The sequence below is a fragment of the Nocardioides sediminis genome (assembly GCF_003047295.1).
Classification (GTDB): Bacteria; Actinomycetota; Actinomycetes; order Propionibacteriales; family Nocardioidaceae; genus Nocardioides; species Nocardioides sediminis.
On sequence record NZ_PZYZ01000002.1, the window covers coordinates 112841 to 125961 of the forward strand.

The following is a 13121-nucleotide window of genomic DNA, read 5'->3' on the forward strand; positions in this document are numbered from 1 at the left end:
GTCCTGCCCTCATGCGCCTCCATCTCCGGACGCGCGGGGTAGCCATCCACGACAGCGCACAGCACGTCGTGCGCCCGGGCACCACCGCATCACGCGGCAGTTCCCGACCTTCACCGCTCCGGCAGGTTGCCGTTGCGAGAGAGAGACCAAGAAAGGGAACCACTCGGTGCCCACCATTCAGCAGCTGGTCCGCAAGGGCCGCCAGGACAAGGTGTCCAAGAACAAGACGCCTGCCCTGAAGGGATCCCCGCAGCGCCGCGGCGTCTGCACCCGCGTCTACACGACCACCCCCAAGAAGCCGAACTCCGCCCTCCGCAAGGTCGCCCGCGTGCGCCTGAGCAGCGGCGTCGAGGTCACGGCGTACATCCCGGGTGTCGGCCACAACCTGCAGGAGCACTCGATCGTGCTCGTCCGCGGCGGCCGTGTGAAGGACCTCCCCGGTGTCCGCTACAAGATCATCCGCGGCTCGCTCGACACCCAGGGTGTCAAGAACCGCAAGCAGGCCCGCAGCCGCTACGGCGCGAAGAAGGAGAAGTAATGCCTCGCAAGGGTCCCGCTCCCAAGCGCCCCCTCGTCGTCGACCCGGTCTACGGCTCGCAGATCGTCACGCAGCTCGTCAGCAAGGTCCTCCAGGACGGCAAGAAGCAGGTCGCCCAGCGCATCGTCTACACCGCGCTCGAGGGCTGCCGCGAGAAGACCGGCACCGACCCGGTCGTCACGCTCAAGCGCGCGCTCGACAACGTCAAGCCGGCCATCGAGGTCAAGTCCCGCCGAGTCGGCGGTGCGACCTACCAGGTCCCGATCGAGGTCAAGGCCAACCGTGGTACGACGCTGGCGCTGCGCTGGCTCGTCGGCTACGCCGCCGACCGTCGTGAGAAGACCATGGCCGAGCGCCTCATGAACGAGATCCTCGACGCCTCCAACGGCCTCGGTGCCGCGGTGAAGAAGCGCGAGGACACCCACAAGATGGCCGAGTCCAACAAGGCCTTCGCCCACTACCGCTGGTGACCACGGTGGAGCGCGCCGCCCCGGTGGTGCGCTCCACCCCCCACCGCCCCACCAACTCTTCGAGGGACTGAGACCCAACAGTGGCTGTCGACATCACCACCGACCTCAACAAGGTCCGCAACATCGGCATCATGGCGCACATCGACGCCGGCAAGACCACCACGACCGAGCGCATCCTCTTCTACACCGGTATCTCCTACAAGATCGGTGAGGTCCACGACGGCGCAGCCACGATGGACTGGATGGAGCAGGAGCAGGAGCGTGGCATCACGATCACCTCCGCCGCGACGACCTGCTGGTGGAAGAACCACCAGATCAACATCATCGACACCCCCGGTCACGTGGACTTCACCGCCGAGGTCGAGCGCTCGCTGCGCGTCCTCGACGGCGCCGTCGCGGTGTTCGACGGTGTCGCGGGCGTCGAGCCGCAGACGATGACCGTCTGGCGCCAGGCCAACAAGTACTCGGTCCCCCGCATGTGCTTCGTCAACAAGCTGGACCGCACCGGCGCGGACTTCTTCCGCTGCGTCGACATGATGGTCGAGCGCCTCAACTCCACCCCGCTGGTCCTCCAGCTCCCGATCGGTGCCGAGTCCGACTTCCTCGGCGTCGTCGACCTGGTCGGCATGCGCGCCCTGACCTGGCGCGGCGAGACCAAGATGGGCGAGGACTACGACGTCGAGGAGATCCCGGCGGAGCTCGCCGAGCAGGCCGCGGAGTACCGCGAGAAGCTCATCGAGACCCTGGCCGAGGCCGACGACGAGGTCATGGAGAAGTACCTCGAGGAGGGTGACGAGAACTTCACCGTCGAGGAGCTCGAGGCCGCGATCCGTCGCGCCACCCTGGCCGACCGCCTCAACCCGGTCCTGTGCGGCACCGCGTTCAAGAACAAGGGCGTGCAGCCCCTGCTCGACGCCGTCGTGAAGTTCCTCCCCTCGCCGCTGGACATCGACGCGATCGTCGGCCACGCGGTCAACAACGAGGAGGAGGAGATCAAGCGCAAGCCGTCCGACGACGAGCCGTTCTCCGGCCTCGCCTACAAGATCGCCTCCGACCCGCACCTCGGCAAGCTGATCTACGTCCGCGTCTACTCCGGCAAGCTCGAGGCCGGCGCGTCCGTGGTCAACTCGGTCAACGGTCGCAAGGAGCGGATCGGCAAGGTCTACCAGATGCACGCCAACAAGCGTGAGGAGATCGCGTCGGTCGGCGCCGGCCAGATCGTGGCCGTCATGGGCCTCAAGGACACCAAGACCGGTCACACCCTGTGCGACGCGGCCAACCCGGTGGTCCTCGAGTCGATGACCTTCCCGGCCCCCGTGATCGAGGTCGCCATCGAGCCCAAGACCAAGGGTGACCAGGAGAAGCTCTCCACGGCCATCCAGCGTCTCTCCGACGAGGACCCGACCTTCACGGTCAAGGCCGACGAGGAGACGGGCCAGACGATCATCGCCGGCATGGGCGAGCTCCACCTGGAGATCCTCGTCGACCGGATGAAGCGCGAGTTCCGCGTCGAGGCCACCGTCGGCAAGCCGCAGGTCGCCTACCGCGAGACCATCCGCAACAAGGTGGAGAAGCACTCCTACACCCACAAGAAGCAGACGGGTGGCTCGGGCCAGTTCGCCAAGGTCGTCATCGACCTCGAGCCGAACATCGACCCCGAGACCGGCACCGGCGCGGGCTACGAGTTCGTCAACCAGGTCACCGGCGGTCGCGTCCCCAAGGAGTACATCCCCTCGGTGGACCAGGGCGGCCAGGAGGCCATGGAGTTCGGCGTGCTCGCCGGCTACCCGATGGTGGACGTGAAGTTCACGCTCACCGACGGTGCCTACCACGACGTCGACTCCTCCGAGCTCGCGTTCAAGATCGCCGGAAACCAGGCGTTCAAGGAGGCCGCGCGCAAGGCCAAGCCGGTCCTGCTCGAGCCCATGTTCGCCGTCGAGGTCACGACCCCCGAGAGCTTCCTCGGCACCGTGATCGGCGACATCAACTCCCGCCGCGGCCAGATCCAGGCCCAGGAGGAGCGTCACGGGGACATGGTGGTCAACGCCCTTGTGCCCCTGTCCGAGATGTTCGGGTACGTTGGCGACCTGAGGTCCAAGACCTCCGGCCAGGCGTCGTACTCGATGGAGTTCGACTCGTACGCCGAGGTTCCCACGAACATCGCCGACGAGATCATCAAGAAGGTCCGCGGCGAGTAGTCCTCGTCCGGATCCTCGGCTGCACCAACCAACCACGAGTCAAGTAACAACCACACCCAGGAGGAGCCCACAGTGGCTAAGGCGAAGTTCGAGCGGACCAAGCCGCACGTCAACATCGGAACCATTGGTCACATCGACCACGGCAAGACGACGCTGACCGCTGCGATCACCAAGGTCCTGCACGACAAGCACCCGGACCTGAACGAGGCCTCGGCCTTCGACCAGATCGACAAGGCCCCCGAGGAGCGCCAGCGCGGTATCACCATCTCCATCGCGCACGTCGAGTACCAGACCGAGTCGCGGCACTACGCCCACGTCGACTGCCCCGGTCACGCGGACTACATCAAGAACATGATCACCGGTGCCGCGCAGATGGACGGCGCGATCCTCGTGGTCGCCGCGACCGACGGTCCGATGCCGCAGACCCGTGAGCACGTGCTGCTCGCCCGCCAGGTCGGCGTGCCCGCCCTGGTCGTCGCCCTCAACAAGTGCGACATGGTCGACGACGACGAGCTCATCGAGCTCGTCGAGATGGAGGTGCGCGAGCTCCTCTCCGAGTACGAGTTCCCGGGCGACGACATCCCCGTGGTCCGCGTTGCCGCCTTCCCGGCGCTGCAGGGCGACGCCAAGTGGGGCGAGTCGATCGCCGAGCTCATGCAGGCCGTGGACGACTACATCCCGACCCCCGAGCGTGACACCGACAAGCCGTTCCTCATGCCCGTCGAGGACGTCTTCACGATCACCGGTCGCGGCACCGTCATCACCGGTCGCATCGAGCGCGGCATCGTCAAGGTCAACGAGGAGGTCGAGATCATCGGCATCCGCGAGGGCTCGCAGAAGTCGACCGTCACCGGTGTCGAGATGTTCCGCAAGCTGCTCGACGAGGGCCAGGCCGGTGAGAACGTCGGTCTCCTGCTCCGTGGCACCAAGCGCGAGGACGTCGAGCGCGGCATGGTCGTCATCAAGCCGGGCACCACGACGCCTCACACCAACTTCGAGGCCTCGGTCTACATCCTCTCGAAGGACGAGGGCGGCCGTCACACGCCGTTCTTCAACAACTACCGCCCGCAGTTCTACTTCCGTACCACGGACGTGACCGGCGTCGTGACCCTCCCCGAGGGCACCGAGATGGTCATGCCGGGCGACAACACCGAGATGTCGGTGGAGCTCATCCAGCCCATCGCCATGGACGAGGGCCTGCGCTTCGCCATCCGCGAGGGTGGCCGCACCGTCGGCGCCGGCCGGGTCACCAAGATCACCAAGTGATCTGACCTCTTCTCCACCAGCGAGGCCCCACTCCTTCGGGAGTGGGGCCTCGTTGCGTCTGCGGGGCGTCGCCGCGCGGTGAATCAGGGAATACGCCGCGGGGAGGGTCTCCTTCTGCCTACGCTCACGGCATGTCGATCGGGGGACTGACCGAGGCGCGCGTCGCGGAGCTGAGCAGGGCGTGGCACGCACGGGACGTGCGACCTCTGCGGGCGCTGGTGGAGGAGGCGCTGGGCGATCCTCGACAACCGCACGCGACGCTGTCGGTCTGGCGGCGCTTTTCGCAGGCCGTCTACACCGGCCAACGTGCCCCTCTTCTCGCGCACCCCGACGTCGTCGGTCGGGTTGCGGACCCGGACGACTGGACCGAGCTGTCGGAGGTGGCTTGGAGGTCGTTGATCGGCCTGCTGCCGGACCAGGCTCCCGACAGCGCAGAAACCGCGTTGCTCTCGCTGTTCTGCTACTTCGAGGCCCTGGCGTTCTGGGAGTACTCCTACGACCACGAGCCCGTCGTGGCCCTGGTCGACGTGTTCAGTGGATGGGTGGCGGGCCTCGGGGCTCCCGGCGAGGACGACCTCCACTGGCGCACGGTCGACGCGACGCGGATGCTCGCCGAAAGCCTTCCCTGTCAGTTCGAGGTCGAGGACGCCCTGGGTGCAACTTCACCGCGCCGCTTGTCCGACCGCGCGCGGGTCGTCGTCGTCCGGCTTGAACAAGTCGAGGGCAAGCTGGCTCCCGACTCACGAGGCCCCGATGACGTGGCCCGCACACTGGTCGGTCTGCTGCGATCGGACGTCGGCCACACCCTCCCGTTCTTCCGCCTTCTCGCGGAAGCCGTAGGTCCCGCAGCCCGAGCATTCGAGGACAACCTGGGCGAACGAGACCAGGACAAGGAGGTCCTGGGATGCCTCGACGACGCCATCGCCGCATGTGTCGAGTTCGAGCGGAGCCCGGCCGGGCGGCGAGGTGTGTTCGCCTCGGAGTCCCGGGCCCACCGGCTGACCCTGGAGTCGTCGCGCGATCTCCTGCTCCAGCAGAGGGCGTCCCTGACGATGACGGGCGGCGAGGTCGCGTTCGTCTATCCGTTCGGGCTTCCGGTCTCGCCGACCGGCAGTGATGTCGTGCGGCAACGACTGCGAGCGCACTTCGAGGGCGGAGAAGGTGTCCCCGAGGACCTGCCCGTGCTGTGCGGGATGCCCACGGTGCTGATGGACACGCCCCAGACCGACGCGTGGGCGCCCAACCTGGGCGAGGACCACCTGATCCACGTCGGCGTGCGTCTGCTCTGGGAGTCGCACGAGCTGGTACTCCGCACTGCGGACGGCGTGGTCTTCAGGGACCTGAACCTCGAGGTGCGACTCGGTGGCCTCGGTAACTACTACGTGCGCGCGGGTGTCGGGACAAACACCCCCGTGTCGCACGACGGTGGGGAGACCTGGGAGCGCGGCGGCACGGCCTGGACGCCGCACCAGGTCGACCAGTTCGTACGTCGCATCGGCGACGAGTGCGGCGACAACACCCTATGGTTCGTGCCACGGGGGGCAGCGGGGACACAAACCGACGGGACGACCTGGTCCGGCTTCGTCGACCTGGTCGCCCACATCATCCACGATCTCGCCAACTATGCCGCGGCCCTGGACAGCGCAGAACAGCACCGGGTCGATGCGACCGACGCCCTCGCCGCCGAGGAGTCCTGGGACGACGCCTTGGTTGAGTACTCGGAGGACCTGGTCTCGATCCGGGCCTTCCTCAAGCGCCACGCCCACGCGGTCCTGGTGGTCACGGAGGCGGTCGCCGTCGATGCCGATGGTCGACGGTTCGTCGAGGAGGCGCCCGACCTCCAGGAGCTCGCGGGGTACAGCGCATGGGTCGCCCCACAGCGCAGCTTCGCAACGGGCATCCTCGAGTGGGTTCGGTCAGATGGGTCGGACCGCGGGTCGACGGGTCCACCGGCAGCTGACCAGCGGGAGCGTGCCTCGGTCCGCTGTCACGGCGACACGACACTGGTCTTCGCCGGGAACTGTCCTCACTGGCAGGTGCTCGAGACCCGCGAGCTCGTCGAGTTCTCGGCCAGCCTCATCGGTGTGTACGCGCGGCGCCGAGAGTGGCTGACACGAAGCGCCGCGCGCGACGAGGCAGAGGTCCGGACACTCCTCCAGCCGGGTCGTATCGAGGGGCTCGACCTCTCGGAGCTCCGCTCCACGCTCGCCGAGGTGCGTCGTCTCGACATCCAGCTCCAGGAGCGCATCAGCCGAGTACGCACCCTGCTGGACCAGGCCCGTACGTTCATGCTGTCGCGCAGCTACCACAGTCGGGGGACTCTGGCCTACCTCTGCTCGGTCAACGGAGTGGAGGCGCTCGGCGGCGCTCTGGAGGCCAGCGTCGGGGCGACGTCGTCGCTGCAGGAACTCGTACGCAGTCGGATCGATCGACTGGCCAACACGACGGCGCAGCGCAGCGAGGCGGCAGTCGAGGAGCGCCGGGCCAGACGAGAGCGTCCAGTCACCCTGCTGCTGACGGTGCTTGCCGTGCTGAGCCTCATCGACCTCTTCTCCTGGTCGAACACCTACCTCGGCCTGGAGTCCAGGAGAAGCGTGTGGCTGGTGGAGGTGAGCATCCTCCTCGGGCTCGTCGTCGGCGTGCTGGCCTGGTCGTGGGAGCGCCGCGCGCGTGGCGGGGACGACGACCCTTCTACCGACGAAGCGGCTCCACCTCCGCGAACGCCATGACCGGTCCCGGCGTCCAGCTCTGGCGCCCGCCGAACCTGGTCACGAGGGCTCTGAGGTCCCCATCGGTCGCTGGTGCCCCTTCTGCCTCCAGGTAGTAGTCGGTTGCCCAGGCGATCAGGTCGCCGGCAGGGATCGCCTTGGGGACCGGCGGCAACACGATCAGGAGCATGCCGCGGGATCGCCTTGTGTCCGGCGAGAGGGCGGGCTGGATCCAAGGGACTCCGACCAGCCGCGCCCCGTGCCGGTCGTAGAAGCGCAACCGGTCCATGGGGCGTTCATCAGCCGTCTCAGGGTGCAGCCGCGGGTCGTGTACTTCCCCGAGGACGGTGCCCAGGCCCAAGGTCGGCCAGTGGTGCGCATGCTCCGCGACCAGCGTGCCGCCCAGGCCCGTTCCCCGGTGGGCCGGGGCGGTTGCCAGATAGCTCAACGTGCCGATGTGTCGGCCATCGCGCCAGTTGGTGACCCCAACGGCCCTGACCGATCGCACCCCGACCGGATCTTCGTCGTAGAGGATCCCGACGCACTGGCGGGCGGGTGACCTGAAGCCTGCGAGCAGGAAGTCCCAGCTCGGTAGCTCGTCCGGCAGGAAGCTCGGCCGGAGCACCTCGTCGTACGCCTGACGTAGAAGGGCGAGGTCCTGCGACGGAGCTCGCAACCACGTGGTGAGCAGCACGTCAGGGAGTCTCCCACGGCCGCGGAGTCCCTCCGCGCAGCGTGCCACACGGCTCCGGCCGGGTGAGCGTCACCAGGATCTCGGGCCAGTGGCCGACCAGCGTCGCGAGGTGGGTGGCGCCGGGTCGCACCACGAGCGAGGCGTGCGGAATGCGCGCCCGGAACCACGCGGCGCCCGGGAGGGCGCGCTCGTCGGCCTCGCCGTACCAGAGGTGCGTGCGGCAGCGGACGGCGGAGACGTCGACGTCCCACGGGCGGAAGGCCAGCGCAGCGTCGCGCAGGAACCCGTGGTGGTCGGCCAGCGCCTCGCGGGCGGAGGCGGCGACGTCCGCGGCGGGCCACCGGCGCACGAGCGCCCCGTCCTGCTCCGGCAGGGCCGCGGCCCAGCGCCCAGCGAGCGCCGTGTCGTCCGGGTCGGTGACGTCGATGTCGCGCGCCCACCCCTCGAGCTCGGGCCGGGCACCGTCCATCGCCTCCTCGACCGTCCCGGTGCCGCTGTAGGGCATCGGCAGGGTGGCGACGACACCCAGCGCCCCCGCCCGGTCGGGGTGCCGCGCGGCGAACGCGGCGGCGTACCCACCGCCCACGGACATGCCGAGCGCGGCGACGCGCCCGATGCCCAGGAGGTCGAGCACTGCCACCGCGTCGTCGACGACGGACGAGTACGTCGAGGCGGCGGGGGACGACAGGCCGTAGCCCGGTCGGTTGACGCAGAGCAGGCGCACGTCGGCGTCGAGGGCGGCGGCCTCGGCGAACCGGACGGCCCATCGCGTGTCCGGGGTGCCGTGGAAGAACAGCACGACAGGTCCGTCGTCGGCACCGCCGAGCCACAGCTGCGCGCAGCGGCCGTCGGGGAGGCGGAGGGTCTCCACGGCACCAACCTAGGGGCCCGGGAAGGCGACTGGGAGAATGCCGCCGTGTCCGACTCGTCCCAGGGCCCCGTGCGCCCCGCCCGCCCGCACCACAAGCTGACCGAGGACGGTCGCCGGATGCGGGAGGTGCTCACCTACTCCCGCCGCGGCAGCCGCTTCACGCCCCGGCAGGCCGAGGGCTGGGCCGCGCACCAGGCCGACTGGGTGATCCCCGACGAGGCGGTCGACCGCCCGGGCTTCGACCTGCTCTCGTGGTGGCCGGACCGGGACGCGCCCCTCGTGGTCGAGGTCGGCTCGGGCATCGGCGAGGCGACGGCCGCGCTGGCGGCCACCCGCCCCGAGGTCAACATCCTGGCGTTCGAGGTGTGGCGCCCCGGCGTCGCCGACTCGCTGTGGCGGGTGGCCGAGGCCGGCGCCTCCAACGTGCGCTTCTGCGGGGTCGACGCCGTCTGGTCGCTCGAGCACCTGCTGGGACCCGAGAGCATCAGCGAGGTGTGGACGTTCTTCCCCGACCCGTGGCACAAGAAGAAGCACCACAAGCGACGTCTCGTCACCCCTCCCAACGTCGCGCTCGTCGCGAGCCGGCTCCGGCCGGGCGCCCGGTGGCGCCTGGCCACCGACTGGGCCGACTACGCCGAGCAGATGGTCGAGGTGCTCGACGCGGAGCCGCTGCTCACGGGAGGCCGCGTGGACCGCTGGGCCGACCGCCCGGTGACCCGCTTCGAGCGCAAGGGCCTGGAGAAGGGTCGGGACATCACCGACCTCACCTACACCCGCACCTGACCGGCCGGGATCCCGCATGCCGCGGGGGTCACCGCCGGGAGGTGACCCGGACGCCCGCCTGCTCGAGGAGCCACTCGACGCGGAGCCGCTCGGCGTCGCGCTCGGTCCCCGGCGGCAGCGTGTCGAGGACGTCCGGCACGTCGAGCGCGCGGCAGGCCTCGGCGAGCACGTCGTCGTACGCCGCCAGCGTCGCGTCGCGTCGTACCTTGCTGGCACCGGGGGCCGGGGAGAGGACCTCGGCGCGGATCCGGTGCAGGTCGGCGACGACCTGCTCCAGCGGCCGTCCCACCGGGGCGGGCGGGAAGCGGCGGTGCCGGTGCACGAGCCGGCCCAGGGAGCCGGCGTTCAGCGCCACTCCCACCACCAGGCCGAGCATCGCGGTGCACGCGACGACGGCCAGCAGGCCGGTCAGCATGCGTCCACGGTACGCCCGGCCCCCCACGGTGTCACCGGCCGCCGGTGAGTCTCTCCCGCAGGGCGGCCTCGCGCCGCAGCCTGGCCAGGTCGCGCTCGCGGCGCGAGGCGACGACCGCGGCCAGGTAGGCCTGGGGCGGTGTCCCCGGGGGCGGGGGCGGGGCGACGTACGACGCCACCTGGTCGGCCAGCCGCACCCCGAGCTCGTGCCGGTGGCGGGGGTCCAGGGTGGCCTCGCGTCCGAGGTACTGGCGCACGGCGAGGGCCAGGCCCGTGGGGAGCGCGGCCATGTCGGCGGTGCGCGCCCACGCCGTGAGCCCCGGCGGCATCACGGCGGGCGGCGCGAGCTGGAGGCGGACCCGGCTGCGGACGACGTAGGTGCCGGCGGCGTAGTCCCCGAGCCGCTTGCCCTTGCTCGAGAGCATGGCGGAGAAGAACGCCGGGACCCCGCTGAACGCGTAGATCTCCACGAACCCGATGAGCGCCCGCACGAAGGCGTGCTGCGCGGTGATCGGGCCCGCGTCGTCGCGCACGGTCCGCAGCCCCATCGCGAGCTTGCCCAGGGACCGGCCGCCGGTCAGCGTCTCGACGGTGGTCGGCAGCACGAGGAAGACGGCGATCAGGGTGCCGATGAACGCCACGTGGGCCAGCGCGCCGTCGGACTGCAGGGCCGCGATGCCGAACAGGAAGATGGTCGCGACGAGCACCACCAGCGTGACGAGGACGTCGACGAGACCGGAGACGATCCGCGGGCCGAGGCTGGCCGGTGGGAGGTCGAGCGCGACGGCCTCGCCGGTGACGTGGTCGTCACTGGTGAGGCTGGCGAAGGTGGGAGCGGTGCCGGACATCGCCGCCAGCATAGGCTGGCGCGGTGGACCTCGACGCCTACGTGCTGACGCACTCGGCCGACTGGCGGCGGCTCGACGAGCTGGCCGGCCGGCGGCGCCTCAGCGGCGCGGAGAGCGACGAGCTCGTCGAGCTCTACCAGCGGGTCGCCACCCACCTGTCGGTCGTGCGCACCTCGGCGCCGGACGCCGGCCTCATCGCCCACCTGTCCTCCTTGCTGGCCCGCGCCCGCCAGGGCACCGTGGGGACCCGGGCGACCACCTGGCACGGCGTCCGCACCTTCTTCACCGAGCGGTTCCCGGCCGCGCTCTACCGGCTGCGGTGGTGGTGGCTGGCCACGCTGGCGGCCAACGCCCTGGTCGTCGCGGTGATGATGTGGTGGCTGCTCGACAACCCCGCCGTCGAGCAGTCGTTGCTGACCCCGGCCGAGGTGGACCAGCTCGTCCGCAACGACTTCGAGGGCTACTACAGCGAGTACGCCGCCTCGCACTTCGCCGCGCAGGTGTGGATCAACAACGCCTGGGTCGCCGCCCTGTGCATCGCGCTGGGCATCCTGGGGGCGCCGGTGGTCTGGCTGCTCTTCCAGAACGTCGCCAACCTCGCGATCATCGGGTCGATCATGACCCGGCATGACCACGCCGGTCACTTCTGGGGACTGATCCTGCCGCACGGCCTGCTCGAGCTGACCGCCGTCTTCGTGGCGGGGGGAGTGGGGCTGCGGCTGTTCTGGTCGTGGATCGAGCCCGGGGACCTCTCGCGTGCCCAGTCCCTCGCGCGGGAGGGGCGGACCGCGGGGACGGTCGCGCTGGGCCTGGTCGCCGTGCTCGCGGTGAGCGGCGTGATCGAGGGCTTCGTGACCCCCTCGTCGCTGCCGACCTGGGCCCGCGTGGGCATCGGCGTCGCCGCCGAGCTCGTCTTCTTCGCCTACGTGTTCGTGCTGGGCCGCAACGCCGCGCTGCGCGGCCACACCGGCGACCTCGACGCCGGCCTGCTCGAGGACCGGGTCGCGACGCAGGCCTGAGGCCCTGCGACGGCGTCAGAGCAGGCCGCGGGCCTTGAGGTCGAGGTAGTGGTCGGCGAGCGCGGGCGGCAGCCGCTCGGCGTCCGTGTCGAGCACGTCGACCCCCAGGGTCCGCAGGACGCGGGCGGCGCGCTCGCGCTCGTGGACGACCTCGGCCGCCGCCGCGGCGGCGTACGTCTCGGCGAGGGACCCGCGTGCGTCCACGAGGGCGCCGAGGGCGGGGTCCTTGACGGAGGCGACGACGACCCGGTGGTGGCGCACCAGCGTGGGGAGGACCGGCAGCAGGCCCTCGCGGACCGCCGCCGGCTCGAGCGGGGTCAGCAGCACGACCAGTGCGCGCTGACGACCGAGGCGGGTGATCTCCCCGGCGAGCCCCGACCAGTCGGCCTCGGCGATCACCGGCTCGAGGTCGGCCATCGCCTCCTGCAGGCGTGCCGCGACGTCCCGGGCCCCGGCTGCCCGCAGGCGGGAGCGCACGGTGCGGTCACCGGCGAGGAAGTCGACCCGGTCGCCGGCGCGCGCCGCCAGCGCCGCGAGCAGCAGCGCGGCGTCCATCGCCGAGTCGAGCCGGGGCACGTCGCCGACGCGGCCGGCGGCGACGCGTGAGGTGTCGAGCACCAGCACCACCCGGCGGTCCCGCTCGGGCTGCCAGGTCCGGACGACCACCGAGCGGCTGCGGGCGCTGGCCCGCCAGTCGATCGATCGGACGTCGTCCCCGCGGACGTACTCACGCAGGGAGTCGAACTCGGTGCCCTGGCCGCGGATGCGCACCGCCGCCCGTCCGTCGAGGTCCCGCAGCCGCGCCAGCCGGGACGGCAGGTGCTTGCGCGACTCGAACGCGGGCAGGGAGCGCACGGTGCCGGGGACGTCGAGGGTGGCCTGCCGGCAGGCCAGCCCGAGGGGCCCGGGCAGGCGCACGGTGACGCCGAGGGCGAGGAGGTCACCCCGGCGCCGGGGGAGGAGTGGCGTGGTCAGCACCGTGCGCGCGCCGGGGCGCAGCACGACCCGGTGCCGGTTGCCGGTGGCGCCGGCCGTGGGCTGCCATGCGTCGCGCACGACGGCGCGGACCGTACGACGAACGGTCGAGGTGACGGTGAGCCGGGACGTGGCGGGCGTCCCGGTCCGCACGGTCCCCGGCGGCCGGCGCACCACCTCGAGCGCCGAGGGTCGCGGGGCGAGCAGCCAGTCGAGCGCGGTCACCAGGCCGACCAGCAGGACCCACGTCCACACCGTGCCCATGGAGGGGCGCAGCACGACGGGCACGAGCCCGACGAGGAGCAGGAGGGGGACGCGGCCGGTGAGGGTCATGGCT

12 protein-coding genes are annotated in these 13121 nt (G+C 70.8%); 7 read left to right on the forward strand and 5 right to left on the reverse strand.

The features are described 5' to 3' along the window. The first annotated feature begins 166 nt into the window (after positions 1-166). The 5 genes from rpsL to DAI17_RS05350 all read left to right on the forward strand — a co-directional run bounded on the left by rpsL (position 167) and on the right by DAI17_RS05350 (position 7201). Positions 167-538 (forward strand): 30S ribosomal protein S12, encoded by a 372-nt coding sequence (gene rpsL, locus DAI17_RS05330; protein ID WP_107771884.1) that lies wholly within the window; start codon positions 167-169, stop codon positions 536-538. Next, positions 538-1008, forward strand: a complete 471-nt coding sequence (rpsG, locus tag DAI17_RS05335) for a 30S ribosomal protein S7 (protein WP_107771885.1) — start codon at positions 538-540, stop codon at positions 1006-1008. The genes rpsL and rpsG overlap by 1 nt, the downstream gene beginning before the upstream one ends. Positions 1009-1088: 80 nt before the next feature. Further along, complete coding sequence (fusA, locus tag DAI17_RS05340; RefSeq protein ID WP_107771886.1) at positions 1089-3206, forward strand: elongation factor G; 2118 nt, start codon at positions 1089-1091, stop codon at positions 3204-3206. 72 nt (positions 3207-3278) lie between these two features. Beyond that, entirely contained in the window at positions 3279-4472 is a 1194-nt protein-coding gene (tuf, locus tag DAI17_RS05345; protein WP_107771887.1) for an elongation factor Tu, read from the forward strand. A gap of 131 nt (positions 4473-4603) precedes the next feature. Next, positions 4604-7201, forward strand: a complete 2598-nt coding sequence (locus DAI17_RS05350; RefSeq protein ID WP_107771888.1) for a hypothetical protein — start codon at positions 4604-4606, stop codon at positions 7199-7201. On the opposite strand, the gene DAI17_RS05355 is transcribed toward DAI17_RS05350, so the two are convergent. Together DAI17_RS05355 and DAI17_RS05360 are read right to left on the reverse strand one after the other, a co-directional pair. After that, positions 7164-7874, reverse strand: a complete 711-nt coding sequence (locus DAI17_RS05355; RefSeq protein ID WP_159081364.1) for a GNAT family N-acetyltransferase — start codon at positions 7872-7874, stop codon at positions 7164-7166. The two genes, DAI17_RS05350 and DAI17_RS05355, sit on opposite strands and share 38 nt — an antisense overlap. A 1-nt stretch (position 7875) precedes the next feature. Further along, positions 7876-8745 carry an alpha/beta fold hydrolase gene (locus tag DAI17_RS05360; protein WP_107771890.1) on the reverse strand — a complete coding sequence of 290 codons (870 nt, stop codon included), beginning with the start codon at positions 8743-8745 and terminating at the stop codon, positions 7876-7878. 45 nt (positions 8746-8790) lie between these two features. On the opposite strand from DAI17_RS05360, the gene trmB reads away from it, so the two are divergent. Continuing rightward, entirely contained in the window at positions 8791-9528 is a 738-nt protein-coding gene (gene trmB, locus DAI17_RS05365; protein WP_234412257.1) for a tRNA (guanosine(46)-N7)-methyltransferase TrmB, read from the forward strand. A gap of 28 nt (positions 9529-9556) precedes the next feature. Here trmB and DAI17_RS05370 read toward each other — a convergent pair whose 3' ends face one another. Together DAI17_RS05370 and DAI17_RS05375 are read right to left on the reverse strand one after the other, a co-directional pair. Continuing rightward, positions 9557-9943 carry a hypothetical protein gene (locus DAI17_RS05370; protein WP_107771891.1) on the reverse strand — a complete coding sequence of 129 codons (387 nt, stop codon included), beginning with the start codon at positions 9941-9943 and terminating at the stop codon, positions 9557-9559. Positions 9944-9974: 31 nt separating this feature from the next. Then, positions 9975-10790, reverse strand: coding sequence for an RDD family protein (locus DAI17_RS05375; RefSeq protein WP_107772508.1), 816 nt, complete (start codon positions 10788-10790; stop codon positions 9975-9977). A 23-nt stretch (positions 10791-10813) separates the two neighbouring features. On the opposite strand from DAI17_RS05375, the gene DAI17_RS05380 reads away from it, so the two are divergent. Next, positions 10814-11809, forward strand: coding sequence for a stage II sporulation protein M (locus tag DAI17_RS05380; protein WP_107771892.1), 996 nt, complete (start codon positions 10814-10816; stop codon positions 11807-11809). 15 nt (positions 11810-11824) lie between these two features. Here the strand turns inward: DAI17_RS05380 and DAI17_RS05385 are convergent, their stop codons facing one another. Beyond that, positions 11825-13117, reverse strand: coding sequence for a DUF58 domain-containing protein (locus tag DAI17_RS05385; RefSeq protein ID WP_107771893.1), 1293 nt, complete (start codon positions 13115-13117; stop codon positions 11825-11827). Between the last annotated feature and the right edge of the window lie 4 nt (positions 13118-13121).

What these genes read in the sequence shown, in the direction of transcription:
- rpsG (WP_107771885.1), top strand. Translation starts at nt 538, where the DNA reads ATGCCTCGCAAGGGTCCCGCTCCCAAGCGCCCCCTCGTCGTCGACCCG.
- DAI17_RS05350 (WP_107771888.1), top strand. Translation starts at nt 4,604, where the DNA reads ATGTCGATCGGGGGACTGACCGAGGCGCGCGTCGCGGAGCTGAGCAGG.
- DAI17_RS05370 (WP_107771891.1), bottom strand. Translation starts at nt 9,943, where the DNA reads ATGCTGACCGGCCTGCTGGCCGTCGTCGCGTGCACCGCGATGCTCGGC.
- DAI17_RS05375 (WP_107772508.1), bottom strand. Translation starts at nt 10,790, where the DNA reads ATGTCCGGCACCGCTCCCACCTTCGCCAGCCTCACCAGTGACGACCAC.
- DAI17_RS05385 (WP_107771893.1), bottom strand. Translation starts at nt 13,117, where the DNA reads ATGACCCTCACCGGCCGCGTCCCCCTCCTGCTCCTCGTCGGGCTCGTG.